23 protein-coding genes are annotated in these 26,430 nt (G+C 63.9%); 17 read left to right on the plus strand and 6 right to left on the minus strand.

Features of this window, described 5'->3' with window-relative positions; all coding sequences use genetic code 11:
• Window positions 1-125 precede the first annotated feature (125 nt).
• The 6 genes from LNV08_RS15150 (at window position 126) to LNV08_RS15175 (ending at window position 7,031) form a co-directional block, all read left to right on the plus strand.
• Window positions 126-1,022: a recombinase RecA gene (locus LNV08_RS15150; protein WP_263534559.1), complete on the plus strand. Its 897-nt coding sequence runs from the start codon at window positions 126-128 to the stop codon at window positions 1,020-1,022.
• A complete protein-coding gene (locus LNV08_RS15155) occupies window positions 976-2,322 on the plus strand; it encodes a Y-family DNA polymerase (protein WP_263534560.1) in 1,347 nt (448 codons plus the stop codon). The genes LNV08_RS15150 and LNV08_RS15155 overlap by 47 nt, the downstream gene beginning before the upstream one ends.
• Window positions 2,322-5,462 (plus strand): error-prone DNA polymerase, encoded by a 3,141-nt coding sequence (locus LNV08_RS15160; RefSeq protein WP_263534561.1) that lies wholly within the window; start codon window positions 2,322-2,324, stop codon window positions 5,460-5,462. The genes LNV08_RS15155 and LNV08_RS15160 overlap by 1 nt, the downstream gene beginning before the upstream one ends.
• Before the next feature lie 237 nt (window positions 5,463-5,699).
• Entirely contained in the window at window positions 5,700-6,107 is a 408-nt protein-coding gene (locus LNV08_RS15165; RefSeq protein WP_263534562.1) for a TerB family tellurite resistance protein, read from the plus strand.
• Window positions 6,108-6,155: 48 nt separating this feature from the next.
• Window positions 6,156-6,542, plus strand: a complete 387-nt coding sequence (locus LNV08_RS15170; RefSeq protein ID WP_263534563.1) for a hypothetical protein — start codon at window positions 6,156-6,158, stop codon at window positions 6,540-6,542.
• An 18-nt stretch (window positions 6,543-6,560) separates the two neighbouring features.
• Entirely contained in the window at window positions 6,561-7,031 is a 471-nt protein-coding gene (locus LNV08_RS15175) for a CopD family protein (protein WP_263534564.1), read from the plus strand.
• On the opposite strand, the gene LNV08_RS15180 is transcribed toward LNV08_RS15175, so the two are convergent.
• Together LNV08_RS15180 and LNV08_RS15185 are read right to left on the minus strand one after the other, a co-directional pair.
• The gene (locus LNV08_RS15180) at window positions 7,015-8,100 is read right to left on the minus strand and encodes an alpha/beta hydrolase family esterase (RefSeq protein ID WP_263534565.1); all 1,086 of its coding nucleotides are present in this window, start codon (window positions 8,098-8,100) and stop codon (window positions 7,015-7,017) included. The two genes, LNV08_RS15175 and LNV08_RS15180, sit on opposite strands and share 17 nt — an antisense overlap.
• Window positions 8,101-8,202: 102 nt before the next feature.
• Entirely contained in the window at window positions 8,203-9,156 is a 954-nt protein-coding gene (locus tag LNV08_RS15185) for a helix-turn-helix domain-containing protein (protein ID WP_263534566.1), read from the minus strand.
• A gap of 125 nt (window positions 9,157-9,281) precedes the next feature.
• On the opposite strand from LNV08_RS15185, the gene LNV08_RS15190 reads away from it, so the two are divergent.
• Together LNV08_RS15190 and LNV08_RS15195 are read left to right on the plus strand one after the other, a co-directional pair.
• The gene (locus tag LNV08_RS15190; RefSeq protein WP_263534567.1) at window positions 9,282-9,806 is read left to right on the plus strand and encodes an isochorismatase family protein; all 525 of its coding nucleotides are present in this window, start codon (window positions 9,282-9,284) and stop codon (window positions 9,804-9,806) included.
• A gap of 221 nt (window positions 9,807-10,027) precedes the next feature.
• Window positions 10,028-10,504 (plus strand): hypothetical protein, encoded by a 477-nt coding sequence (locus LNV08_RS15195; protein ID WP_263534568.1) that lies wholly within the window; start codon window positions 10,028-10,030, stop codon window positions 10,502-10,504.
• A 30-nt stretch (window positions 10,505-10,534) separates the two neighbouring features.
• Here the strand turns inward: LNV08_RS15195 and LNV08_RS15200 are convergent, their stop codons facing one another.
• Entirely contained in the window at window positions 10,535-12,547 is a 2,013-nt protein-coding gene (locus tag LNV08_RS15200) for an SDR family oxidoreductase (RefSeq protein ID WP_263534569.1), read from the minus strand.
• Window positions 12,548-12,740: 193 nt separating this feature from the next.
• Between LNV08_RS15200 and LNV08_RS15205 the strand changes: the two genes are divergently transcribed.
• Both LNV08_RS15205 and LNV08_RS15210 read left to right on the plus strand, forming a co-directional pair.
• Window positions 12,741-13,556 (plus strand): phasin family protein, encoded by an 816-nt coding sequence (locus tag LNV08_RS15205; RefSeq protein WP_318014129.1) that lies wholly within the window; start codon window positions 12,741-12,743, stop codon window positions 13,554-13,556.
• A 78-nt stretch (window positions 13,557-13,634) separates the two neighbouring features.
• Complete coding sequence (locus LNV08_RS15210) at window positions 13,635-14,807, plus strand: patatin-like phospholipase family protein (protein WP_263534570.1); 1,173 nt, start codon at window positions 13,635-13,637, stop codon at window positions 14,805-14,807.
• A 204-nt stretch (window positions 14,808-15,011) separates the two neighbouring features.
• Here the strand turns inward: LNV08_RS15210 and LNV08_RS15215 are convergent, their stop codons facing one another.
• Both LNV08_RS15215 and LNV08_RS15220 read right to left on the minus strand, forming a co-directional pair.
• The gene (locus LNV08_RS15215; protein ID WP_263534571.1) at window positions 15,012-16,499 is read right to left on the minus strand and encodes a carboxypeptidase M32; all 1,488 of its coding nucleotides are present in this window, start codon (window positions 16,497-16,499) and stop codon (window positions 15,012-15,014) included.
• A 91-nt stretch (window positions 16,500-16,590) separates the two neighbouring features.
• The gene (locus tag LNV08_RS15220; RefSeq protein ID WP_263534572.1) at window positions 16,591-17,082 is read right to left on the minus strand and encodes a YqaA family protein; all 492 of its coding nucleotides are present in this window, start codon (window positions 17,080-17,082) and stop codon (window positions 16,591-16,593) included.
• A 133-nt stretch (window positions 17,083-17,215) separates the two neighbouring features.
• On the opposite strand from LNV08_RS15220, the gene dusB reads away from it, so the two are divergent.
• From dusB to purH, 3 genes are all read left to right on the plus strand, one after another.
• Window positions 17,216-18,286: a tRNA dihydrouridine synthase DusB gene (gene dusB, locus LNV08_RS15225; RefSeq protein WP_263534573.1), complete on the plus strand. Its 1,071-nt coding sequence runs from the start codon at window positions 17,216-17,218 to the stop codon at window positions 18,284-18,286.
• Between the two features lie 20 nt (window positions 18,287-18,306).
• A complete protein-coding gene (locus LNV08_RS15230) occupies window positions 18,307-18,540 on the plus strand; it encodes a Fis family transcriptional regulator (RefSeq protein ID WP_263534774.1) in 234 nt (77 codons plus the stop codon).
• A gap of 73 nt (window positions 18,541-18,613) precedes the next feature.
• A complete protein-coding gene (gene purH, locus LNV08_RS15235) occupies window positions 18,614-20,194 on the plus strand; it encodes a bifunctional phosphoribosylaminoimidazolecarboxamide formyltransferase/IMP cyclohydrolase (protein ID WP_263534574.1) in 1,581 nt (526 codons plus the stop codon).
• 39 nt (window positions 20,195-20,233) lie between these two features.
• On the opposite strand, the gene LNV08_RS15240 is transcribed toward purH, so the two are convergent.
• Window positions 20,234-22,048, minus strand: coding sequence for an OPT/YSL family transporter (locus tag LNV08_RS15240; RefSeq protein ID WP_263534575.1), 1,815 nt, complete (start codon window positions 22,046-22,048; stop codon window positions 20,234-20,236).
• A 56-nt stretch (window positions 22,049-22,104) separates the two neighbouring features.
• Between LNV08_RS15240 and LNV08_RS15245 the strand changes: the two genes are divergently transcribed.
• The 4 genes from LNV08_RS15245 to LNV08_RS15260 all read left to right on the plus strand — a co-directional run bounded on the left by LNV08_RS15245 (window position 22,105) and on the right by LNV08_RS15260 (window position 26,353).
• Window positions 22,105-22,746, plus strand: a complete 642-nt coding sequence (locus tag LNV08_RS15245) for a DJ-1/PfpI family protein (protein WP_263534576.1) — start codon at window positions 22,105-22,107, stop codon at window positions 22,744-22,746.
• Window positions 22,747-22,830: 84 nt separating this feature from the next.
• Window positions 22,831-24,240, plus strand: coding sequence for a coniferyl aldehyde dehydrogenase (locus LNV08_RS15250; RefSeq protein ID WP_263534577.1), 1,410 nt, complete (start codon window positions 22,831-22,833; stop codon window positions 24,238-24,240).
• A complete protein-coding gene (locus LNV08_RS15255) occupies window positions 24,237-24,746 on the plus strand; it encodes a hypothetical protein (RefSeq protein WP_263534578.1) in 510 nt (169 codons plus the stop codon). Before LNV08_RS15250 ends, LNV08_RS15255 begins: the two co-directional genes overlap by 4 nt.
• Entirely contained in the window at window positions 24,743-26,353 is a 1,611-nt protein-coding gene (locus LNV08_RS15260) for a GMC family oxidoreductase N-terminal domain-containing protein (RefSeq protein WP_263534579.1), read from the plus strand. Before LNV08_RS15255 ends, LNV08_RS15260 begins: the two co-directional genes overlap by 4 nt.
• Window positions 26,354-26,430 lie beyond the last annotated feature (77 nt).

A 26,430-nucleotide genomic window follows, 5' to 3' on the forward strand; every position in this document is an offset into this window, starting at 1 on the left:
CAGCGCGCACGCCAAGCAAGGCCCTGGCCGACCCTGGATATGAGGCACTCCTGCCGCCGCTCTTGCCAGCGGAGGGCATGGCCGTATACTGTACAAAAATACAGTAAATTGATTACCCCCAAACCATGTTCGCCCCCGCCCCCCAAAGCTCGGCGCTGCCTGACGATGTTGGCGCCGCAGCAGCTTCAGCCGCCGCCAACAGCGCTCGCCTGGATGCTTTGCTGCGGGCGCAGGTCTGGCGCGCCAGCAGCTTGGGCTCCAGCCGCAGTGCCTGCGTCGGCAGCGGCTTTGCCGCGCTGGACGCCGAGCTGCCGGGTGGCGGCTGGCCAAGCCAGAGCCTGAGCGAGATCCTCTGCGACAGCGTGGCCACGCTGGAATGGCGGCTGCTGGCGCCAACGCTGCGCTTGCTGCTTGGAAGCCCAGCCAGCCAGGCCTTGCCTAGCGCAACGAGCAGGCTTAGTCGTGCATCAAGCCGGCCCAAGGCCCTTCGCCCCGAGCGCCCGCTCTTGTTAATCAACCCGCCGCTCACGCCCCATCTGCCCGGTTTGCAGCGCGCCGGGCTGCCGCCCCACCGGCTGATCTGGATCGCCCCCGAAACACCGGCCCAGCAGCTCTGGACGCTGGAGCAGGCGATCAAGGCCAATGCCAGCGCCGCCATCCTGGCCTGGTTGCCACGCGCCGCGCCCGAGCAAATCCGCCGCCTGCAAAGCTGCGCTCAAGTGATGGATGCGCCGATTTTTCTGTTCCGCCCGCTGGCCGTGCAAACGCAGCCCTCGGCCGCGCCGCTGCGTCTGTGTGTCAGCACCGGCTCGGGCTGGACGCTGCAAGTGCATGTCCTCAAACGCCGCGGCCCGCGCCACGAGGGGCTGTTGAGCCTGCCGGCCATGCCGGCCGATCTGGCGCAGGTGCTGACACCGCAGATGCTGAGCCGGGCCCAGCCACAGATTCAGCTGCCCAATACCGTGGAGGCTCGCCATGCATTGGCTCGCCCTGCTCCCCAGCCCGCCATCAGCCACCGATGAGCCGCCGTCCTGCAGCGCTGACCCCGAACAAACCCAGCAAGCGCTGGCTTGGTGGGCGCTGCAGTTCAGCCCCAAGGTCGCTAGGCTCGAAGAAGCGGTGGTGCTCGAAGTGCAAGCCTGCCTGCGGCTGTTTGGCGGCGCCGAGGCCTTGCACCAGCGGGTACGGCGCAGCGCCGCCCAGGCCGGCCTGAGCCTGCAAGCCCTCGCCTGGGCGCCGACCAGCCTGGCCGCACTGGCGCTGGCACGCGCGGCCGTCAGCGACGGTCTGAGCCGGCCCATCGCAGAAATCCTTGATGGCCTGCCCTTGCACTGTCTGAGCGCGGTGCAGGCGCAGGCAGCCATGCTGGCGCGGCTGGGCTGCCGCACGCTCGGCGATGTGCGGCGGCTGCCGCGTGCGGGCCTGAGCCGACGCTTCGGCAAGGCCTTGCTGCAGACGCTGGATCAGGCGCTGAGCCTGCAGCCCGAGGCGCACGCTTGGTTGCAGGCACCGGCCGAATTCGAGGCCCGACTGGAGCTGCCGCAGCGGGTCGAGAATGCGCAGCTCTTGCTTCAGTATGTGCGCCATCTGCTTTTGCAGTTATGCGCCTGGTTGGCAGGTCGCCATGCCGGCATCCAGGTGCTGACCCTGCACTGGGAGCATGACGCGATGCGGGCTCGCGGCGTGGGCAGCGGCGGCTCGCTACAGATCCACACCAGCCACTGCACGCGCGACTTCGGTCACCTCTCGCGGCTCTTGGGCGAGCATCTGGCGCAGCTGACGCTGGCCGCGCCGGCCGGTGAGATTCGCCTGCAAGCGGGCGAAGTCCTGCCCTTGATCGAGGCCAGCGCCAGCCTGCTGCCGGCCGCACCCGATCAAGCGCTGGAACCGCTGGCGCAATTGCTGGAACGCATCTCCGTGCGTTTAAGCCCCGAGCGGGTGCGCTGCGGCCATTTGCAAGAGGACCACCGGCTGGAAGCGATGCAACATTGGCAGGCCTGGGCGAGCAGCGGCGCAGCACCCAGATCGGCCGTGCGTGGGCCAAGCTACCCGCAACCGAGTTGGTTGCTCAGCAGCCCACTGCGCCTGAGCGTGCATCAGGACCGCCCCCAGTACCAGCAAGCACCACTGCAGCTACTGGCCGGGCCGCAGCGCATCGAGGGCGGCTGGTGGCAGCTTGATGCAAGCTTGCCGAATGGCCATGCTCAGGTGCAGCGCGACTACTTTCTCGCGCTGAGCGCCGGCCACCTCGTGCTGTGGGTGTTTCAGCAGCGCTTGTCCGAGTTCGAACATGGCTGGTTTTTGCATGGGGTGTTTGCCTGATGAGCGTGATCAGCGCCTATGCCGAGCTTCATGCCCTGAGCAACTACTCCTTTCTGCGCGGCGCCTCGACGCCGGCCGAGCTGGTGGAGCGCGCGCATGCGCAGGGCTATGCCGCCTTGGCCTTAACCGATGAATGCTCGCTGGCCGGTGTGGTGCGGGCGCATGTGGCTGCCAAATCCTGCGGTTTGAAGTTGATCATTGGCGCCGAATTCCTTGTGCAAGATGAGACGGAACAGCCGCTGTTCAAGCTGCTGGTACTGGCACGCCATCTGAACGGCTACGGCAATCTCTGCCAGTTCATCACCGAACTGCGCCGCGCGGCCGACAAGGGCACGTATTGTTTACGCTGGTCACAACTGCAAGAACAGCTGCCGGCCTTGGCCGATTGCCTGTTCATCGCCCTGCTGCCGCGCACGGCCAGCGACGCAGAGCTCTTGGCCCCGGCGCGCTGGCTGCTGCAGCAGGTGCCGGGCCGCGCCTGGCTGGGTGTCGAGTTGCTGCGCGAGCTGGGTGACGAGATGTGGTTGCAGCGCCTGCGCGCCTTGTCAGCGCTGACCGCCCTGCCCCTGGTCGCTTGCGGTGATGTACATATGCATAGGCGCTCACGCAAACCGCTGCAGGATGTGATGACCGCCACCCGCCTGAACAAACCGATCGCCGACTGCGGCTTTGAGCTGCAGCCTAACGCCGAGCGTCATCTGCGCAGCCGCCTGCGCCTGGCCCAGCTCTACCCGGCCGAGCTGCTGGCCGAAACGCTGGTGGTGGCGGGGCTGTGCGATTTTTCGCTCGACGAGATCCGCTACCAATACCCCAGCGAGGTGATCCCTGCCGGCAGCACGCCGACGGCCCATCTGCGCGCGCTGACCGAGGCCGGGGTGGTGCGGCGCTGGCCCGGCGGCATAAGGACCAAGCTGCGCAGCCAGATTGAGCATGAGCTGAGCTTGATCCATGAACTGGGCTACGAGCATTACTTCCTCACCGTGGCCGATATCGTGCGCTTCGCGCGCGGCCGCGAGATTCTCTGCCAGGGGCGCGGCTCGGCCGCCAACAGCATCGTCTGTTATTGCCTGTTCATCACCGAGGTGGACCCGGCGCGCTCCAGCATGCTGTTCGAGCGCTTCATCAGCCGCGAGCGCAATGAGCCGCCCGATATCGATGTGGACTTCGAGCATGAGCGCCGCGAGGAAGTAATCCAGTACCTGTACCGCAAATACGGCCGCGAACGTGCCGCGCTGACCGCCGTGGTCATCAGCTACCGGCCGCGCAGCGCGATCCGCGACGTCGGCCGCGCTTTGAATATGGACGAAGCCTTGGTCGAAAAGCTCGCTAAGGACCACAGCGGCTGGAGCGAAGAGAGCCTGCCGGACGAGCGCCTGCAAGCTTTGCAGATCGAGCTGGGGCTGGACCCGAATGACCTCAAACTGCGCCAGCTGGTGCGCCTGAGCCGCCAACTGATGGGCATGCCGCGCCACCTCAGCCAGCATCCCGGTGGCTTTGTATTGACCGAGGGGCCGCTGAGCCGCCTGGTGCCGATCGAGAACGCCAGCATGGCCGAGCGCACCGTGATCCAGTGGGACAAGGACGATATCGACGCGCTCGGCCTGATGAAGGTCGATGTGCTGGCGCTGGGCATGCTGAGCGCGCTGCGCCGCAGCTTCGACCTCATCAGCAGCTTGCGCGGCAAACCTTTCGGCATCAAAGATGTGCCCGAGGGTGACCAGCCCACCTACGACATGATTTGCAAGGCCGACACCATCGGCGTGTTCCAGATCGAATCGCGCGCGCAGATGTCCATGCTGCCGCGCCTTAAACCCCGCTGCTTTTACGATTTGGTGATCGAGGTCGCGCTGGTGCGCCCGGGGCCGATTGCCGGCGGCATGGTCCACCCCTACCTGAAGAACCGAGCGCTGCCGCCCGAACAGATCAAATACCCCAAGGACGAGTTGCGCGCGGCGCTAGAGCGCACCTGCGGCATCCCGATTTTTCAAGAGCAGGTGATGCAGGTGGCGATGATCGCGGCCGGCTTCTCGCCCGGCGAGGCCGATCAGCTGCGGCGCGCGATGGCGGCCTGGAAGCGGCCTGGTGATCTGGCCCGTTTCCACGAGAAGATCCTCACAGGCATGCGCGAACGCGGCTACCAGGACGAGTTTGCCGAGGCGATATTTCGCCAGATCAAGGGCTTTGCGTCCTATGGATTTCCGGAGTCGCATGCGGCCAGCTTTGCGCTGCTGACCTATGTGTCCTGCTGGGTCAAACGGCATGAGCCGGCCGCTTTTTTGTGCGCGCTCTTGAACTCGCAGCCGCTGGGTTTTTACACACCCAGCCAGCTGGTGCAGGATGCGCGCCGGCACCAGATTGAGGTGCGCGCGGCCGACGTCAACGAGAGCGAGCAGATGAGCAGCTTGGAAACTCTTGAAGGCAGCCAGCAGCCGGCGGTGCGCCTGGGTTTGCATTTGATCTCGGGCCTCAGCAAGGCCGCAGCAGCACGGATTGAGGCCGAGCGCCGCAAGGCCGGCCCCTTCAACGACGCGCAAGACCTGGCCCTGCGCGCCGAGTTGGACCAGCAAGACATGCAGCAACTCGCCGCCGCCGATGCGCTGATGTCGCTGGCCGGCCAGCGCCGCCAGCAGGTCTGGCAGGCCTCGGCCCTGCGCGCCCAGCCGCGGCTGCTGCAGGGCGCCTTCAGCGCAGATGAAGAGTTAGACCTACCGGCAGCGCCCGAGGGCGAGGAAGTGATCTGGGACTATGCCGCCTTGGGCCTGACCTTGCGCAGCCACCCGCTCAAGTTGCTCCGCCCGCGCCTAGCCAAACTCGGGCTGAAAAGCTCCGAGCAACTACAGCATTGGCCGAATGGCCGCAAGGCACACACCTGCGGCATCGTCACCGTGCGCCAGCGCCCGCAGACGGCCCATGGCACGCTCTTCATCAGCCTGGAAGACGAAAGCGGCAGCGTGCAGGTGATCGTCTGGCCCGACATCTATGCCGAGCACCGCATCGTCGTGCGCGCCGCCCGGCTCTTGGCCGTGCACGGCGTCTGGCAGCATGAAAACGGCGTGAGAAATCTGATCGCTCGCAGCTTCGATGATTTGACGCCGCTGCTCGGACGCTTGGGGTTGGAGCGGAGCCGGGATTTCAAGTGAGGCGACCCGGAGCCCGCGCGAATTGATGACCGGCAAAGTGAACGGAGCTGACCTTGGTTCTTGCTCGTGAGGCCCGGCCTGAGGTTCGCATAACTTCTTATTTTCAGAAGTAAACATCAATAAAACACCGGTTTTTCCTTCATGTATCGGACCCATACTCCAAGACAGGCCTGAACCTCAATGCTTCGCTCAACGGATCAGACCACCCCACCTCGCCACTCATAAAGGACAAACACCATGCGTTCCTACCCTCGCAACAGCGCGGAAGCCGCCGCCCGCATCGTGGCCCTCGTGCTGATCGCCGATGGCAACGTCAGCCTATCGGAGTTCAATGCACTGCAGCAACTCGACGCCGCAGGGCAGTTGGGCCTGGCGCCAGGCGGTTTGGGGCCTATCGTGCAGTCGCTCTGCGAGGATTTGTTGGTGAATGCATATGGCTCGGCCTCGATGATGTCCAGCGTCGACGAGCAAAGCATGGCCGCGCTGATGGCCGAAGTTGATGAGCCCTTGCTGCAGCGCAAGGTGCTGACCTTGGCCCTGGCGGCGGCGCGGGCCGATGCTCACCTTGCCGAGGGCGAGACCCTGGTTCTGGAAGCGGCCTGCCGGCATTGGCAGATCCACCTGGGGGACGCGCAAGCTGCCTAAAGCCCCGCCGTCACAAGTATTCCAAGAACTCAATCGACCCAAAATACTATGCTTTACGCCATCAGCTGGTTTGCCGTTCTCAGCCTCATTGGGCTCTGGTCTTTCGCCGCCTGGGCCTTCCATGCACTGACCCAATGGGGCTTGAGCACCAGCGGCGACTGGTCGGGCGCCACGGCGCCTGAAGGCTTCAATTTGCAAGAAATCCTAGGCCCATGGCTGCCGCCCGACTTGGCGCAAGCACTGACGGCGCTGCTGGCCAGCCTGAAGCCGCTGTTTGAATCGCTGCTGAGCTTCGCGCCGGCCTTGGGCAGTGGGCTGAGCTTTTTGGTCTGGCTGGTCTGGGGTCTGGGCTGTTTCTTGCTGCTTATCGTCGGCGCTGCACTCCATGCCATGATCGCCGTGATGCGCCGCCGCACGACTATTGGCAACACCTGACCCCTAAAAAAGCACGCCATGATCTACGCCCTTCTCAAGACACTGCACCTGCTCGCCATCATCGTCTGGCTGGGCGGCATGTGCTTCAGCTACTTTTTCTTGCGCCCGGCCGCCGCGCAGCTCGAAGCGCCGGTGCGCGTGCGCCTGATGCACGCCGTCATGGGCCGTTTTTTCAAAGCCACGTTTTGGGCTTCACTTTTGGTGCTGGGCAGCGGCGTGTGGATGCTGGGCCGCGTGGCCAAACAAGTGGTGCAGTCGGGCGGCGTCTTTCAGATGCCGCTGGCCTGGACCGTGATGGCCGTGCTGGGCTGCGTGATGGTGGCGATCTTTATGCACATCAAGTTTGCGCTTTACAAAAAGCTCTCGCGCAGCGTCGGCGCCGAGGACTGGGCTGCCGGCGGCCAGGCCTTGGCCCAAATCCGCAACTGGCTGGCCTTCAACCTCGGTTTGGGCACGCTGGTGGTCACCATCGTCACTTTGCTGCGCTGAACTGCTTGAGTACAAAGCGCCAAACCATGCGCGAAGCATCGGGCCCAAGCGGGTCACTGAAGGCCTGCGATTTGGCGCCGCCGCTCCAGGCATGGGCCAAACGATCGACCTCCACCCAGCTCACCACGGTGCGGGCGCCGAGCTTGTAGTCGGTCGTCGTCATCGCATAACGCTGGCCGCGTTGGCTGCGGCGCGCTGGGCCGGCTTTCACATCAACATCGCCAGCAGCGGCGGCGGCACCGGCAACGGCACTCAGCCGCGCTGCCGCGCACCAGAGCTGCACGGCAGCCTGCGCATTGTCGGGCGACACGACACTGTCTTGGCGGCCATGGATCAGCAGCAGAGGCGGCCACGCCACGCCGCCCCTGCCGCCAGGCTTTGGCTCTGCCTTGGCATTTGCATGGCCTAGCTTGCGCCGGCCATGCATTGCACCCAGGGCCGTCAAGCTTGAATGCGCCTCGCCCGGCGGCACCCCCGAATGCATCACCACCGCCTTGAAGCGCTCGGGGTGCTGCGTTGCCAACAAGGCCGCCATGCTGGCGCCGGCCGACATGCCGGCCACGGCCACGCGCTCAGGGTCCACCGGATAGAGCAGGCAGACCTGATCAATCGCCCGCATGATCAGCGCCACTTCCGCCTGCGCCTTGCCGGAGCGGGTCGCAAACCAGTTCCAGCAGCCTTGCGGATTGGCAACGAGATCTTGCTCGGGGTACAGCAGCAAACAGCGCTCGCGCGCCGCCAGCGCATTCATGCGCGAACTCTGCGCAAAGGAGCTGGCCGATTGGCCGCAACCATGCAGCATCACCAACAAAGGCAAGCGCTCCCCCGGCAGCACGCCGGGGGGCCGGTAAACCCGAAACTGGCGGGCGCCGCCTGCTCCCATGCTGACGCCGGGCAGCCAATCACCCGGGCCGCCTGGCGCAAGCGCACGTTTTGCGTGGGCCACCTGCACGCTCTTGATCGAATGCTTAAGCGCCTTCGCGCCCGCCTGCATCTGGCTGCGCGCCGCCTGCCCGAAGCTGCGTTGCAGGCTGCGGGCCCATACCGACATCAGACTTTTTCTCGCCATCACCCCGCCCTGCTGAACGATTGAAAACTCTGTGCAGGCTCCCTACGCCCATTCTCCTCAGCCATGTGACCGGCTCAAGTCAAAGCCAGCCGGTGCCATCAATCAGGCGCCCCGGAAGGTTTGTCGCCAGGCCGTCGGCGACACGCCAAACGTGGCCCGGAAATGCGTCCGCAGCGACACCGCTGAGCCAAAACCTGCCAACTCGGCGATCTGCTCGACCGATTGATCGCCCCCCTCCAGCAGCACTTGGCTGCGCGCCAGGCGCTCACTGAGCAACCAGGCACCGACGGTCGTGCCGGTGAGCTGGCGAAAGTGCCGCGTGAAGCTACGACGGCTCATGGCCACACTATCGGCCAAGCTGTCCAGGCTGTGTGCCTGCCCCAGATCGGCGCGCACACGCTCGATCACTGCGGCCAAGCGGGTATCACGCGCCGTCTCCGGCAAGGGCTGCTCGATGAACTGCGCCTGCCCGCCCTGCCGATGCGGCGGCACCACCAGGCGCCGCGCCACGCTATTGGCCGGCCCGGCCCCATATTGGCGCCGCAGCAAATGCAGGCAAGCATCAATGCCGGCGGCAGTGCCGGCCGAGGTCAAGACATCGCCTTCGTCGATATAGAGCACGTCGGCGTCCACCTCGACCTGTGGATAGCGCGCCGCGAAGTCCTGTGCATAGGCCCAATGCGTGGTGGCGCGCCGCCCATCCAGCAAGCCTGCCTCGGCCAACACATAAGCACCCAGGCACAGACCCACCAGCTGCGCGCCGGCCTGGTGTGCCCGGCACAGGGCGTCGAGCAGCGCCTGCGGCGGGCGCTCCTGCGGGTTGCGCCAGCTCGGCACGATGACGGTGCGCGCGCCCTTCAGAGCTTCCAGACCGGCGTTCAAGCTCAGACCAAAGCCGGCCGTCGTCATCAAGTTGCCCGGCTCGGCGGCGCAGACCCGCAGCTCAAACGGCGGCGCGCCCGGATGCGACTCGCCAAACACAGCGCAGGGCACGGCCAGGTGAAAGGGGCTGATCTGATCAAAGGCCAGAACGGCAATCGGGTGGGTCTTCTTCATCGCCCCGAGGGTACAGGAGTTTGGCCCAACTCTATCGATGAATGGCTTGCAGGCCACTGGCTCCAAGGCCTGTCGATTGAAACAATCTGCCCAACGATTCACCACCCCAACCGAGACCACTCCCCATGAAACATGCGCAAGCCCTGATCGTCATCGACGTCCAAATGGACTATTTCCCCGGCGGCAACTACCCGCTGCACCATGCCGAGGGCGTGCTGACGCAGGTCGAAGCGGCCATCCACAAAGCGCGGGCGGCGCAGATACCGGTGATCCTGGTGCAGCACATTGCCGATCCGGCCAAGGGCCCGTCCCCGTTCTTCAATGCCGACAGTGCCGGCGTTGCGACCCACCCGCGCGTGCTGGCCGCCGCAGCGCAGGCGCCGCTGGTGATCAAGCGCTTTGCCGACGCCTTTGACGACACCACCTTGACGCAGACACTGAACGAATTGGGCGTTAGCGAGCTACTGATCTGCGGCATGATGACGCAAAACTGCGTCACCCATACCGCCATTTCCAAGGCGGCCGAGCGCTACGCCAAGGTCAGCATACTTTCAGACTGCTGCACCACCGTCACCGAGATGCTGCACCTGATCGCACTCAGCGCAGTGTCCCGACGCGTCAATGTGCTGCCCCTGGCCGAGGCGCTCTAAAACCTGCGTCACCGGCGGCATGCCAACTCCGTCACGGGTCGGCAAGGCGCAGCAAAGCGGGCAACAAAGAAGCCGCGCCAACAAAGCCGGCGGCTTGCCGCCTATGTCACGAATCAGGCGCCTGCGTGACCGCTGGGGCCTGTTCAGCGACCGATGCTGCTTTGAGAATTGCGTCAACGGGCCAAGTGTTGGCCCCGCAACAAGCCAGCCGAGGTATTGCCATGTTCACAGCCAGCGCCAAAACTCTGACCCGCAGCCTGCTCTTGGCTGCTGCGGCCTTGGCCTGCGCCGCGCCGACGCTGGCCGCACCACAAGCGCTGGGCGACGAGGAAATGCGCTCGGTCAATGGCGGCGCGCAAGCCGGCCCTCTGCTCGCCGCATCACTGGGCATGTCGCTGCCGGGTCTGCTGGACCTGCTGGGCAGCGACAAGCTGGCGGCCACCAAATCCAAACTCTCGCCGGCCGAATTTGCCGCCGCCATCCAGGCCGCAGGCTTGACCGCCGCCTTGCAAAGCGGCTACGACGGCCAAGGCGGCAGTCAGGTTTCCATGGGTGCTGCCAAATTGAACATGCAAGCCGGCCTGGCCGATCTCTTGAGCGCCGGCGCTGGCTCTTACAACGCCGGCAACTCGATGGGATCGATTGCCATTAGCAATCTGGATGCCGGTGGGACCCGCTTGCTGGTCTGGCATCACTGACAGCAGCGGCGGCCACGCCGCCCTGCCAAATCAGAAATGAATCCCCTTCATCATCTGCTGCATCGCGATCGCCTCGGGTGAGAGCTGCGATTTGCCGCTCTTGCCCAGCTTGTCGCCCTTGGACGCATCGCTGTCCGGGAACATGCGGAAGGTCGTGTTCATGACGATCTGCGCGACGCGCGGCATCGCCGCATGCAGCAACTCGCCCGTGATACCTAACCTCGTCGCCACCCGCACCGGTTTCGAGATGCAGGCCTGTGCCACCATATCGGCCGCTTCTTCGGGCGCCAGCGTCGGCACGTTTTTGTAGATCTGCGTCGGCGCAATCATCGGTGTGCGCACCAAGGGCATATTGATGGTGGTGAAGGTGACACCCTGGTCGGCAAACTCCGACGAGGCGCAGCGCGTCCAGGCATCCAGCGCGGCCTTGCTGGCCACATAGGCCGAGAAGCGCGGCGCATTGGTCAAGACGCCAATGCTGGAGATATTGACCACATGGCCCTTGCGCTTGGCCACCATGCCGGGCAGCAGGCCCATGGTCACACGCAAGCAGCCAAAATAGTTCAGCTGCATGGTGCGCTCGAAGTCATGGAAGCGGTCGTAGCTACCCTCGATGGCGCGGCGGATCGAGCGGCCGGCGTTGTTGATCAAATAGTCAACGCCGCCGAAGGTCTCGGTCAGCCAGGCGACCATCGCCTTGCAGCTCTCCTCGTTGGAGATGTCGGCCGAGTAACTGTGTATCTTGGCGTCAGCACCGGCGGCGGCGCGGATCTCGGCGACTGCCTCGGCCAGCTTCACTTCATCGCGAGCGCAGATCACCGTGATCGCACCGGCTTCGGCAAACTTGATCGCCGAGGCCAGGCCGATGCCGCTCGAACCCCCGGTGACCAAGACCACCTTGCCGCCGCAAGCACCGCGCAGGCTACGATCGATGAAGAGATCGGGGTCGAGGTGGCGTTCCCAGAAGTCCCACAGTCGCCAAGCGTAGTCATGCAGATTCGGACAGGCGATACCACTACCCTTGAGCGCAGCGGCCGTTTCGCGGCAATCGAAGCGGGTCGGGTAGTTGATGAAGGTGAACATATCGTCCGGCAGACCCAGATCCTTCATCACCGCATTGCGAATGCGCCGCACGGGTGCCAGCGCCATCAAGCCCTTTTTGACGCTCTTGGGGATAAAACCCAACAGTGCGGCGTTGATGAACAGATTCATCTTCGGCGCATGCGCGGCCTTGGAGAAGATGTCCAGCACATCGCCAACGCGGTAGCCCACCGGGTCGACCAAATGGAAGCAGCGCCCCGTTGCGCGGGTCTGATGGCTGATGTGATCGAGCGCGTCAACGACAAAGTCGACCGGCACGATATTGACCCGCCCGCCTTCCAGACCGATCGACGGCAGCCAAGGCGGCAAGATCTGGCGCAGGCGCTGAATTGGCTTGAAAAAATAGTAAGGGCCGTCGACCTTGTCCATCTCGCCGGTCTTGGAGTCACCGACCACCATGGCCGGGCGATAGACCGTCCAGGCTCGCTTGCACTCCTGCCGGACGATCTTCTCGCTCTCATGCTTGGTGTTGAAGTAGGGGTGATCCAGCCCCTCGGCCTCGTCGAACATATCCTCGCGGAACACGCCTTCGTACAAGCCGGCGGCTGCGATGGATGAGACATGATGCACATGCCCGGCCTCGATAGCGGCCGCAAACTCGACCATGCTGCGCGTGCCGTCCACGTTAGCGGCCATCTGCGAGGCCTCATCGGCCTTCAAGTCATAGACGGCGGCGAGGTGGTAGACATGGTCGATCTGACCCTTCAAGGCCTTGAGGTCGGCCGCCGACACGCCGAGCTTTTTGCCGGTTAGGTCGCCAAACACCGGCAGCGCACGAGCCTTGCCGGACTTGGCCAGACCCCAGAACTCCAGCAACTCGGGCAGCTTGTCACGGCTTTCCTCACGCATCAGGAAATGAACCGTGCTGCCGCGCCGCGCCAACAGTTTCTTGACCAAGCGCTTGCCAATGAAGCCGGTCGCGCCGGTGACGAAATACTGCATGTTTGTCTCCTTTGTCTAGCTCGGATTCTTGACCATCTGGAAGGGCTTGCTGATGCGCGATTACCCGCAGTTCGCGCGACCGATCTGGTGAGAACTCACTAGGAACCCTGTACACATCGGCGCTTATGGCATTTATAGTGAAAGGCATCCCAGCGCGATCCGTGCAAACACACCACCACCAAGGACGAACGACATGGTCAAGAAGCTTCAGAAGATGGCAGCCAAGAAGAACACCGCTTCCAGCGCGGGCTTTGCCTCGGCGCTGCCGGCCGGCCTGCTGGACAGCCAGCTTGCCCAAGGCATCAAGGACTCCGCACAACATATCTGGGCCGCCGGACTCGGCGCCTTCGCCAAGGCGCAGGGGGAAGGTGGCAAGGTCTTTGAAGCGCTGGTCAAGGAAGGCCTGCACCTGCAGAAAAAGACTCAGTCTGCGGCCGAAGAAAAGCTCGGCGCCATGGCCAGCAAGGTCACCGATATGGCCGGCGGCGTGGGCAATAAGGCAGGTCAGCATTGGGACAAGCTGGAATCCATCTTCGAAGAACGCGTCGCCCGCGCCCTGAACCGCCTGGGCGTGCCCTCGGCCAAGGATGTGGCCGAGTTGATCGCCAGCATCGACGCGCTGAACGCGGCTGTGGGCATCAAGGCCCCGGCGAAAAAGGCCGCCAAGGCAGCAGCAAAGGCAGCTGACAAGCCGACAGCGAAGCCAGCAGCAAAGCCGGCGGCTAAAAAGGTCGCGGCCAAAGCACCCGCCAAAGCTCCGGTTAAAGCACCCGTTAAAGCTGCCGTCAAAGCAGCTTCTGCAAAAGCCGCTCCCGCCAAGACAGCCGTGAAAGCCGCAGCCAAATCCGCTGTGAAGGCCGCCCCGAAAGCAGCCGCCAAGCCAAGCGCCAAGCCTGCAACGAAAGCGGTGCCAACGCCGTTCAAGAAGGCCGCCACCAAGAAAGAAGCCGCTCCCGCAGCAGCCGTCAGCGAAGTGGCGCAGACCGTCGCAGCGGCCGTCGAGTCCTGAGCTCGGCCACGCGCCTGAGTCTGGCCAGCCTGGGTCCATCGCTTGAAACCTGAGGACAAAACGGCTCCACGAATTGGCTTGGCGCTGGCAGGCGGTGGGCCTTTGGGGGCCATCTACGAAATCGGCGCGCTGTGTGCACTGGAAGAGGCGATTGACGGCCTCTCCTTCACCGAATGTGACGGCTTTATCGGCGTCAGTGCGGGCGGCTTTATCGCCGCCGGCCTGGCCAACGGTATAAGCCCGCGCGACTTGTGCGCCGCCTTCATCGAAAACCGCGACTACTCGCCCGACAGTTTCGACCCGGCCGAGTTGCTGCGGCCAGCCTGGGCCGAATACCGCTCACGCCTGAAGCTGTTGCCCAAGCTGCTGTTTCGCGCAAGCTGGGCCGCCTTGGTACAGGGCCGCTCGGTGCTGGGTTCTTTCGAACGCCTGGGTGCGGCCTTGCCGACCGGACTGCTGTCCGGAGAAATCCTGGCCGCGCAACTGAAGCTGCTGTTCAGCCGCCCCGGCCGCAGCAATGACTTCCGCCAGCTGAAAAAGCGCCTGGTGCTGGTGGCCACCGATCTGGACAGCGGTGAGGCCACGCCTTTTGGCCTACCCGGCTGGGATCACATTCCGATCTCGCAGGCCGTGCAAGCCAGCGCTGCTTTGCCGGGGCTGTTCCCACCGGTATCCATCGAAGGTCGGCATTATGTGGACGGCGCGCTGAAGAAGACCTTGCATGCGTCGGTACTCTTGCAAGAAGGCCTGGATCTGCTGATTTGCCTGAATCCGCTGGTGCCCTATGAGTCTGACCCGGCCGACTCGACACGCACCAAACGTGCGCGTATCCCGCACCTGGTCGACGGCGGCCTGCCCTTGGTGCTAAGCCAGACCTTCCGCTCGCTGATCCACTCGCGGCTGGAACTGGGCTTCAAGCGCTACGAACACAGCCATCCGGAAACCGACATCTTGCTGTTCGAGCCCGATCACCGCGACGCCGAAATGTTCCTGGCCAACACCTTCAGCTACTCGCAGCGTCATCATCTGGCCGAGCATGCCTACCAAAGCACCCGTGCTGCGCTGAAGCAGCGCGCGCCGCATTTGGGCAAACAACTGGCGCGCCATGGCTTGCGGCTGAACACCGAAGTTCTGGATGACCCCAGCCTGCGCCTGCTGGGCGAGCCGGGTGAGCACCGGATGGCGGCCGCGCTGCGCGATTTGCGCCGCACGCTAAAAACACTGCAGAGCAAGCACAGCCCTACATCGTGAACCCGTTCACGTTTGGCGATTCGACCCCCTGTGAACACGGGGATGCGCAGGCCCGATCAAGCCGCCAGAATTGCATCCAGGCAATGAGAAACAAGCTCTGAGAGGCGTGAACGGGGTAGAGGCCAGCAGCGTCAAGCTAGTGCTCAGAACTGAAAAGGGGAACCCGCAAGGGCTCCCCTTTTTTTCTTCACCAAACGCGCGGCATCAAGCCAAGTAGCGGGCCTGCAAATGGGCCTTGAAATGCGCCGGGTTGAGCGTTTCACCGCTGGCGGCCTTGACCAAGTCGGGCGTTTCCAAGCGGCTGCCCTGCAGCCAGATATTGCTGCGCAACCAGTCGAACACCGGCGCCAGATTGCCGGCGGCAATGTCGGCGTCAAGCGTCGGGCGGCTGCGGCGAATGGCGGCGAACCACTGGGCCGCATACATCGCGCCCAAGGTGTAGCAAGGGAAATAGCCGAACAGGCCGCAACCCCAGTGCACGTCCTGCATGCAGCCGTCCTTGTAGTTGCCGCGCGTGTCCACGCCCAGCAGCTCCATCATCTTGGCATCCCACAGCGCGGGGATGTCCTCGCACTCGATCTGCCCTTCGATCAAGGCGCGCTCGATCTCATAGCGCAGGATCACATGGGCCGGGTAGGTCACTTCGTCGGCATCGACGCGGATGAAAGCAGGGTGGACGCGTGTCAGCAGGCGATTCAAGTTAGCCGGCTCAAAGGCGGCCTGCGCGCCGAAATGCTTGCTCACCAAGGGGCTCAGCAATTGGGCAAAGGCCGGATGGCTGCCGAGCTGCATCTCGAAGCTCAGCGACTGGCTCTCGTGCAAGCCCATCGAACGCGCATTGGCCAGCGGCTGACCCAGCCATTCGCGCGGCAAATTCTGCTCGTAGCGGGCATGGCCGGTTTCATGAATGACGCCCATCAGGCTGGGCAAAAAGTCATCCTCACGGTAGCGCGTGGTGATGCGCACATCCTCGGGCACGCCACCGCAAAACGGGTGGGCGCTCTCGTCCAGGCGACCGGCCTCGAAGTCAAAGCCGACCAACTGCATGGCCGCCAGGCCCAGCGCGCGCTGGGCTTCTTTGGCGAAAGGACCTTGTGGGCGAAGCGTGGTCTCCTGGGCCTGCTTGGCCTGCACATCCTTGATCAACTGCGGCAGCCAGCTGCGCAGATCACCAAAAACCCGGTCCACTTCGGCCGCGCGCATGCCCGGCTCATATTGATCCATCAAGGCGTCGTACAGGCCTAGGCCACTGCTCTCGGACAGGCAGCGCGCTTCTTCGCGCGCCAGCTTGACGCATTCGCGCAGCAGCGGCAGGTAGCCGGCCCAGTCATTGGCGGGGCGCTGGGTGCGCCAGGCATGTTCGCAGCGCGAGTTGGCCAGCGACTTGGCTTCGACCAGGCTTTGCGGCAAGGCGTTCGATGACATCCAGACACGGCGCATTTCGCGCAAATTGGCGCGCTGATCCGCGGTCAAGGGCTCGCCCGCTGCGGCGTCCAGCAGCCCCTTGAGCTGTGGCTCGGTCGCCAGTTGATGCAGCATGCCGCCCATCTCGGCCAGCGCCAGCGAGCGCGCTTCATTGCCCTTGGACGGCATATTGGCGGACTGGTCCCATTGCGCCATGGACTGCAGGTGCGCCAAGCGGTGCAAGCGTTGATGGCGCTGGTAAAGGTCGTTGTAAGCGGGTGTGCTCATAGTGGGGTCAATGGCCGGTAGGCATCAAAGGGCTGGGAGGTTGGAGCCGACATTGTCCACGCTGGACGGCCCAGCTCGGCCGTCCCAAAACTCATACCGACCCCGGGAATACCCATAGCAAGGCCGCCGTCATCAAGACATAGCGGATGAACTTGCCCACGGCCATATAGGCCACACAGGGCCAAAAAGGCAGGCGCAACCAGCCAGCCAGCGCACACATGGGGTCGCCGACCACCGGCAGCCAACTCAGCAAGCAAGTCTTGGCGCCGAACCGAGAAAACCAGGCCAAAACCCTGGGGTTCGGAGGCTTGCGATGGGTGGCGCGCTCATAGGCTGCCTCGGCGCCATAGCCCATCCACCAACTGATCGCGCCGCCCATGGTGTTGCCCGCCGTCGCCACCAAAATCGCCGGCCAGAAAAAGGCCGGGTCGGCCTTGATCACCAAAAACACCGCCGGCTCCGAACCCAGGGGCAGCAAGGTGGCCGAGACCAAGGCAATCAAAAACACGCTGATCAAGCCCACTTCCGGCACGGCCAAGAGCACAAACAAACTGCGTAACAATGATTCCAAATGGGCTTCCATGGCCCTCATTATGGGCAGGGCTGTCGCCGCAGGCTCGGTGGGCGGCAGATAGCGCTGGGCGAGCTGGCTACCCAGCCTTGCCCCGAGCAGGTATAATTTTGCCTCTTTTTTAGGCAAAGCCCTCCCCTCCCCCATGTCCGCCAAGCAACCGGTCCTGCAGATCGGTCCCCATCTCCTGCCGAACAATCTGTTCGTGGCGCCCATGGCCGGCGTCACCGACAGGCCGTTCCGCCAGCTCTGCAAACGCATGGGTGCAGGCTACGCCGTGAGCGAAATGGTGACCTCGCGCAAGGACTTGTGGAGCAGCCTGAAGACTTCGCGACGCGCCAACCACGAAGGCGAGGCCGGCCCTATCGCCGTGCAGATTGCCGGCACCGACGCGGCCATGATGGCCGAGGCCACGCGCTACAACATTGAGCGCGGCGCGCAGATCATCGACATCAATATGGGCTGCCCGGCCAAGAAGGTGTGCAATAAATGGGCCGGCTCGGCCCTGATGCAAGACGAGGCGCTGGCGCTGGAGATCATTGAGGCGGTGGTGGAGGCGGCGGCGGCGCATGGCGTGCCGGTCAGCTTGAAGATGCGCACCGGCTGGTGTGCGAGTGAAAAAAATGCCCTGCGCCTGAGCCTGGCTGCCGAAGGCGCCGGCGTGGCCATGGTCACCGTGCATGGTCGCACCCGTGAGCAGGGTTACAAGGGCGAAGCCGAATACGCCACCGTGGCGGCCGTCAAAGCGGCGCTGAGAATACCGGTGGTCGCCAATGGCGATATCGATTCACCGCAAAAAGCCCGGGATGTGTTGGCCTTGACCGGCGCCGACGCGGTAATGATTGGCCGCGCGGCCCAGGGTCGGCCCTGGATTTTTGCGGAAACCGCGCATTTTTTGGCCACCGGCGAGCAGTTGCCGGCGCCTACCGTCACCCAGGCGCGAGACTGGCTGGTCGAACACCTGCATGATCACTACAGCCTCTACGGCGAGCTGACCGGCATGCGCACCGCGCGCAAGCATATCGGCTGGGCCGTCGCAGACTTGCCCGGTGGCGAAGCATTTCGCCAGGAAATGAACCTACTGGAGAGCAGCGCCGCGCAAGTCAAGGCCTTGCAAGCTTGGTTTGACACACTTGGGGCTTCCTATCAGCGCTTGCCCTATCTTGCCAAGCTGCCAGAAGCTCGAACAATAGCTCCCCATGAATACAAGCAATAAAGATTGAGACAACAGGCATGATGACCCCGAAAACAATCGATGCCTGCGTGCGCGACAACCTCGAAACCTATTTCCGCGACCTGGACGGCGAAGAGCCGCACTCGATGCATGAAATGTTGATCCAAGTGGTCGAGAAACCTCTGCTGGAGGTGGTGATGAAACACGCCGCCGGCAACCAAAGCAAGGCCGCCGAATGGCTGGGCATCAACCGCAACACGCTGCGGCGCAAGTTGACCGAGCATAAATTGCTCTAGCCCGTTCGAGCACAAGCAAGCGCAACTCCCCAGCGCGAACGCATCTTTCTAACGTAGTAGCTCCCCGCACACCATGTCCAAACTGACTGCCCTGATCTCCGTGTCCGACAAGACCGGCATTCTCGAATTCGCCACCGCGCTGAACAAGTTGGGCGTGCGCCTGCTGTCCACCGGCGGCACCGCCAAGCTGCTGGCAGATGCTGGCCTGCCCGTCACCGAGGTGGCGGAGCACACCGGCTTCCCCGAAATGCTGGACGGCCGCGTCAAGACCCTGCACCCCAAGGTACATGGCGGCTTGCTGGCCCGGCGCGACCTGCCCGAGCACATGGCGGCAGCGGCCCAGCACGACATCACCATGATCGACATCCTGGCCGTCAATCTCTACCCCTTTGAGGCGACCGTGGCCAAGCCCGGCTGCACGCTAGAAGACGCGATCGAGAACATCGACATCGGCGGCCCGGCCATGGTGCGCTCCGCCGCCAAGAACTGGAAAGACGTGACCGTCTTGACCGACGCCGGCCAATACGCGCAAGTACTGGAAGAACTCAAGAGCAGCGGCAAGACCAGCGACAAGACTCGCTTTGCCGCCTCGGTCGCCGCCTTCAACCGCATCGCCCAATATGACGCTGCGATCAGCAATTACTTGAGCGCACGTCAGGATGATGGCTCACTGGCCGAGTACCCCGCGCAGATGAACTCCACCTTCGTCAAGGTGCAGGATCTGCGCTACGGCGAAAACTCTCACCAGACCGCCGCCCTCTACCGCGACCTCTATCCCGCGCCCGGCTCCCTGGTGACCGCCAAGCAGTTGCAAGGCAAGGAGCTGAGCTATAACAATATCGCCGATGCCGACGCCGCCTGGGAATGCGTGAAGGCTTTTGAAGCTCCGGCTTGCGTCATCATCAAGCATGCCAACCCTTGCGGTGTGGCCGTGGCCGAGAACGCCGCTGCCGCTTATGCCAAGGCACTCAAGACCGACCCAACCTCGGCCTTCGGCGGCATCATCGCCTTCAACCGGCCCGTCGATGCGGCGGCCGCCACCCATGTGGCCAAGCAGTTTGTCGAAGTTTTGATGGCGCCGGCCTTCAGCGATGAAGCGCGCGCCATCTTCGCTGCCAAAGCGAATGTACGTCTGCTCGAGATCGCTCTGCCGGCCGGTGGCTCAACGCCGTTCAGCCAGGGCCGCAATGCCGTCGACAGCAAGCGCGTCGGCTCCGGCATCCTTTTGCAAACCGCCGACAACCATTTCCTGAAGGCGGCCGATCTGAAGGTCGTCACCACCAAGCAGCCGACGGCACAAGAACTCGAAGACTTGTTGTTCGCCTGGACCGTCGCTCAATATGTGAAGAGCAATGCCATCGTGTTCTGCGCCGGCGGCATGACGCTGGGCGTCGGCGCGGGCCAGATGAGCCGCATCGACTCGGCCCGCATTGCCAAGATCAAGGCCGAGAACGCCGGCCTTACCTTGACCGGCTCGGCCGTCGCCAGCGACGCCTTCTTCCCCTTCCGTGACGGCCTGGATGTGGTCGTTGACGCGGGTGCCACCAGCGTGATTCAGCCAGGCGGCTCGATGCGCGACGACGAGGTGATCGCCGCCGCCAATGAGCGCGGCATTGCCATGGTGTTCAGCGGCGTCCGCCACTTCAGGCACTGAAGAAGGAAACAAACCCGACACCGGGTTTGTTTCAGCGCTCTAGACCAAGGCCGCCAAGCCCACGAGCCCCAGGCCTAAAGCGGCCAAGGCGTCGCCGGCAATCAGCCCACCTCCGACCAAGGAGGTACTGCTCATGTCCTCGGGCAAGTCCACCTCGCTGGCCTTGGCCTTGGGTTTCAAGGTATTGATCAAACTCGATACCACGCCACCGGCCGCGAACCAAACCGAGGTCGGCAGGTTGACAAAGCCGCCAAAGGACGAGGCATAGGGGCTGGGCAAGAACACCGCGTCAAGGCAGAAGTCGACGCTGAAGCCGAGCTTGCCGCTGGCCACATAACGGCGATACACAACGTTGGACTTGATCAACTTGCGCAAGACCTCGGTCACCAAGCCGACCGCCATTCCCAAGAGAATCGCTGTGGTCTGAAACGGCTTGGGCTCGGTCAGGGTGCTCAGCACGCCGACAAATTTGTAAGTCATGGCCGAGGTCCATTGCGCAGGCACCTGTTCGGCGCTCATCACCGTTTGGTCCAGCTTCAGCACCGGATAGGCCGCCATGAAGACATGCGCGATCGCTACCGCGAGCACGGCGCCGAGCAAGATGCCCGCCACCTGAAAGCGGAACTGAATCGTTCGGTTCGTGCCCAAGCGCCAACCGGTCGAGCGGTCTTGCTGCATATCGCCGGCCACGCTGCTTGAGATGAACACCACGCTGGCGACCATTAGGCCTAGGACAGGGTCGCGCAAACCGATCGCAGCCAAGATCAGGACCGTCACCACAAAGGCCGAAGAAATCGGATTCGAGTCGGTCAAGCCCAGCGAGATGCCGTTGACGAGGGCAAACACATAGACCAAGGCCACGGCGATCAACATATAGATCAGCGGCTCATTGAAGAACTGCACCCCAGCCACCACCGTGGCCACCGTCCACACCGCCACCCAACTCAGCAGGCGCGGCAGGCTGGCCCGCGGGCCTGTGCGCTGCTCCTCGGGCACAAGGGTGCGCACACCCGGATCGCGCAGGCGCGCGACGGCGCGCCACAGGATCAAGCTCATATCGATCACCGCCGCGCCCAAAATCATGCCCAGTGCGATCAGGAATGCAATTTTTCGGAAGGGCTCGCCATCCTTGAGCCAGCCAATGCTGATGAAGTAAGGCGCTAGCGCCCAGAACACCAGGCCACCCAAGAGCGCCGGCAAGCCGACCCGCGCGCCAACGATCAAGCCCGCACCAAAGGTCGAGGTCGACAGCTCGATCGCTCCCAACGCCGCAACCTTGGCCGCAGCAAAGCCGCCACCAAACCCGGCAGCCATGCCGCCGAACAAGCGCGACACCGACTGGCGCAACAGCACCGGATCGGTCAGCGCACGCAGGATATTGGCAACCGCCAGCCCCGAGGGAAAAACCAGCTGCATGCGCTCGACCAGGATGGGCGTGTAAAGCATGCCGATGCCAGCGGCCATCATGCCAATGCACAACATATAAGTTACCAGCTGCCAGGCGGGAGGCTGGGGCATGCCCATCCAGGTCATCGCCTGGATCAAGGTGCTCATCGCCATCATGCCGGCCACCGAGGCGGCGGTGGTCTGTATGTAATTGGCGCCATGCTTGCCCTCGCTGCCGTAACCAAAGGTCACGACAGAGCCCAAGATGCCGGCCAAGACCTGACCCCCGACATAAAAGCCGATCGAGAAATTCATGAAGGCGGCCGCGATGCCACCCAAGGGCCCGAGCACCAACATGCCGATGGCGGCCAACAAGGCGTAATAGCCGGCCGAGCCGACCGGCGGCAGCCAGGCCCAGCGGCGGGTATCGGTGTGAATCTCTTGCGGGTCTAGGCTGAAAGCGGACATGGCTGGCAAACAAATTGGTGTGGCGCGCACTGTAGTCCTCGGTTCACAATCCGACCATGCGTGAAGACACCCCCCATCCACTCTCTCCAGGCTCCCCAGTTTCGGTCGCCATCCTGAGCTTTGATGGTTTCAACGAGCTGGACAGCTTTATCGCGCTGGGTCTGCTCAACCGCCTGCGGCCCCTGGGCTGGTCGGCGCAGCTGTGCGGCCCCGGCCACGCCGTCACGTCGATGAACGGCGTTACCGTGCAATTGCAACGCCCGCTGGAATGGGCCAATGAGGCCGATGTGGTGCTGTTCGGATCGGGCATCTACACGCGGGCGATTGCCGAGAACTCCGCGTTGCTGGATCGCCTCCAACTTGACCCCTTGCGCCAGCTGATCGGCGCGCAATGCTCGGGCACCTTGCTGCTGGCGCGCTTGGGCCTGCTGGGCGATATGCCGGCCTGCACCGATTTGACGACCAAGCCCTGGGTGGTGGAGGCCGGTGCCCGAGTGATCGACGAGCCCTTTCAGGCACGCGGCGCCGTCGCCACCGCCGGCGGCTGCCTGGCCTCTCAATACCTGGCAACCTGGGTGATGCTCAAGCGCGCCGGCGAAGCGGCCACCCGCGAGGCGCTGCATTACGCCGCACCGGTCGGTGAAAAAGACGTTTACGTGGAACGCTTGTTGACGCGGGTGAAGCCGTTTTTGTTCTAGACCCAGCTCCCTAGTCAAGGGCCATTCCGCTTGGCCTGCCTGGGCATTGCGGTTAGCCTATTGAGAGAACAAGCAGGAGACCCGATGAACCAAACGCTGCAAGAACGATTGCACCTGGCGCTGGAGCTGCAGCGCAGCGCCTTCCGTGCCGAGATGAACCCGAGCTTGGCGGTGCGCCTGGACAGGCTGCAACGCCTGCGGGCCATGACGGCCAAGTACAGCGAGGCGCTGGTGGCGGCCATCTCCAGCGATTTCGGCCACCGCGCACCTCAAGAAACGCTGCTGGCCGATATCTTCACGGTCGAGTCGGGCGTCAAACATGCGCAAAAGCATCTGAAGGCCTGGATGCGCACGCGCCGGATGCCAACCGCACTGCACTACCTGCCCGCCAGCAACCGGCTGATGCGCCAGCCGCTCGGCGTGGTCGGCGTGGTCTCGCCCTGGAATTACCCCTATTACCTCGCGATGGCGCCGGCACTGGCCGCGCTGGCCGCGGGCAACCGGGTCATGATCAAACCCTCAGAGTTGACCCCGGCGACTTCGGCGCTGATGGCCAATATGGTGGCCGAGTTCTTCGCGCCGGAGGAGATGCAGGTCATCACCGGCGACGCCGATGTCGGCCGCGCCTTCACCCAACTGCCTTTTGATCATCTGTTCTTCACTGGCTCCACCGCAGTCGGCCGCCATGTGGCGCAAGCTGCCGCGCAAAACCTGACCCCGGTCACGCTGGAGCTGGGCGGCAAGAGCCCCGCGCTGATTGACCGCAGCTGCAATTTGCAGCTGACCGCCGAGCGCCTGGCCTACGGCAAGCTGCTCAATGCCGGCCAGACCTGCGTGGCGCCCGACTATCTTTTGGTGCCCAAGGAAATGGTCGAGCCGCTGGCCGAAGCGATTGTCAAAGCAATGCAGCGCCTGTTCCCGACGCTGGAAGGCAACCCCGACTACAGCAGCATTGCCGCCGAACGCCACTTGAGCCGCCTGCAAGGCTTGCTGAGCGACGCCAGGTCGCGCGGCGCTCGCCTGCTGCCCACCCACCAGGAAACGATGACTAGCCGCAAGCTGGTGCCCCACCTGCTGCTCGACGTGACAGACGAGATGGCGGTCATGCGCGAAGAAATCTTCGGCCCGCTGCTGCCCATCGTGGGCTACACCCAGGTTGAGGAAGCCTTGGCCTATATCAACAAGCATGAGCGCCCGCTGGCGCTGTACTGGTTTGGCCAAGACGAGGCCGCACAGCAGCACGCGATGGAGCAGACCCACGCCGGCGGCGTCACCATCAACGACTGCATCTGGCATCTGGGCCAGGAGGAGCAGCCCTTTGGCGGCGTCGGCGCCAGTGGTATGGGGAGTTATCACGGTGAATGGGGTTTCCGCACCTTCAGCAAGGAAAAGCCGGTCTTCAGCCAAGCCCGTTTTGCCGGCACCAAGCTGTTCTATCCGCCCTATGGCAAGACCTTCACGACGCTGTTGAACCTGCTGAAGAAAATCGTATGAAAAGACGCAGTCTCTTGAAGTTAGGCCTGGGCGGCGCCGTGCTGCTGGGCCTTGTCGGCGGCGGCATGGCTCTGCTCAAGCCGGGCCTGGTAGACAAGCATATGAGCCCGTCTGCGCGCGAGTTGATGCGCGCAGTCGCTTTGAGCGTGATGGACGGGCTTTGGCCCGCGCCTGGGGCCGCCCGGGACGCGGCCCTGCAAGCTCATCTGGACCGGGTGGACGCCAATATCGGCGGCTATCCGGCGGCCGTGCGGGCCGAACTCTCGCAGCTTTTTGCCTTGCTGAGCAGCAGCGGCGGCCGCCTCGCACTGATAGGCATGAGCCAAGACTGGCCCAAGGCCAGCGTGGCCGAGATTCAAGAACTGCTGAACGAATTGCGCCTATCCAGCCTGGACTTGCGCCAGCAGATTTATCACGCGCTGCGCGACCTCAACACGATCGCCTTCTTCACCGCGCCCGAGCATTGGGCCAGCACCGGCTACCCCGGACCGAGAGAGATTCCATGAGTTCTATCGCTGACCCGATCAAAGCAGGCCTGGCACGTGGATGGAAGGTGTTAGGCCAAGGCCATGCCGCCCTGCCGTCCAGTCTGGACTGCGACGTGGCCATCATCGGCAGCGGCGCCGGCGCCGGCATCACGGCCGAGTTGCTGGCCAAGGCCGGGCTCAAGATCGTCATCATTGAAGAAGGCCCATTGCGCTCCAGCTCCGACTTCAAACAGCGCGAGGCCACCGCCTACGCCGAGCTGTACCAAGAAGGCGCCGGGCGCAAGAACGCCGACCAGTCCATGAACATCCTGCAGGGCCGCTGCGTCGGCGGCAGCACCACGGTCAACTGGACCGGCTCCTTCCGCACGCCGCCCGACGCTTTGGCGCAATGGGTCAAGGAATTCGGCCTGAGCGACTGCAGCCCGGACAAGCTCGCCCCCTGGTTCGAGCAGGTCGAGAAACGCCTCAATATCAGCGACTGGCTGGCCGAGCCCAATGGCAATAACGATGCCTTGCGGCGCGGCACGCTCAAGCTGGGCATTTCGAGCAAGGTTGTGCAACGCAACGTCAAGGGTTGCTGGAACCTGGGCTCTTGCGGCATGGGCTGCCCGACCAATGCCAAGCAGTCGATGCTGATCACCACCATCCCCTCCGCGCTGGACCTGGGCGCCACGCTCTTGGTGCAGACGCGCGCGCAGCGCTTGGCGCTACAGGGCGACACCGTGCAAGCGCTGATCTGCCTGCCGGTCGGCCTGGACGGCTCACCTAACGGCCCGGAGCTGCGCATCACGGCGAAACACTTCGTCGTCGCCGGCGGAGCGATCAACTCGCCTGCGTTGCTGCTGCGCTCGAACGCGCCCGACCCGCACAGCCTGCTCGGCAAGCGCACCTTCTTGCACCCCACCGTCGCCAATCACGCGCAAATGCCCGCGCCGGTCGAAGGCTGGGCCGGAGCCCCCTTGAGCGTCTTCTCGGATCATTTTCTGCACCAAGGTCCGGTCGATGGGCCGATAGGCTACAAGCTGGAAGTCGCACCGGTGCACCCCGGTTTTGCGATGACCAATCTTGGCGGAGTAGGCCCCACGCTGGCCGAGCGCGCCCAGCTCATGCCCTATGCCAATGTGATGATTGGCCTGCTGCGCGACGGCTTCCATGCCGAATCAAGCGGCGGCCAGGTCAGCTTGAAGAGCGACGGCAGCCCGCAGCTGAACTACCCGCTGAATGCCTACTTGCTCGACGGCGCCCGCCGCGCCCACCTGAGCATGACCGAGATCCAGTTCGCCGCCGGCGCCAAAACCGTGCGCCCCGTGCATGAGCTCGCACGCGACTATGGCTCTTGGGCCGAGGCCAAGGACGCCATCAACAAATTGCCGTACAAACCCTTCCTCACCACCGTGGGCAGCGCCCATGTGATGGGCGGCTGCCGCATGGCAGCCGACGCCGGCCGCGGCGTGGTGCGGCCGGACGGCCAGCATTGGCAGCTGAGCAATCTGTCCGTGCATGACGGCTCGGTCTTCCCCACCAGCATAGGCGCCAACCCGCAGGTGTCGGTCTATGGGCAAGCCGCCAGGATGGCGAGCGGCCTGGCCAAGCGTTTGAGCGGGCGCGAAGTTCGCCTGGACTAGGGGATAGTCCGCGCGAAGCGGACTATCGACGCAGTGTCTAATGCCGGCTTCGCCCTAGCGGCAAATCTGCACGGATC

Source organism: Paucibacter sp. TC2R-5 (assembly GCF_025717605.1).
Classification (GTDB): Bacteria; Pseudomonadota; Gammaproteobacteria; order Burkholderiales; family Burkholderiaceae_C; genus Paucibacter_A; species Paucibacter_A albus.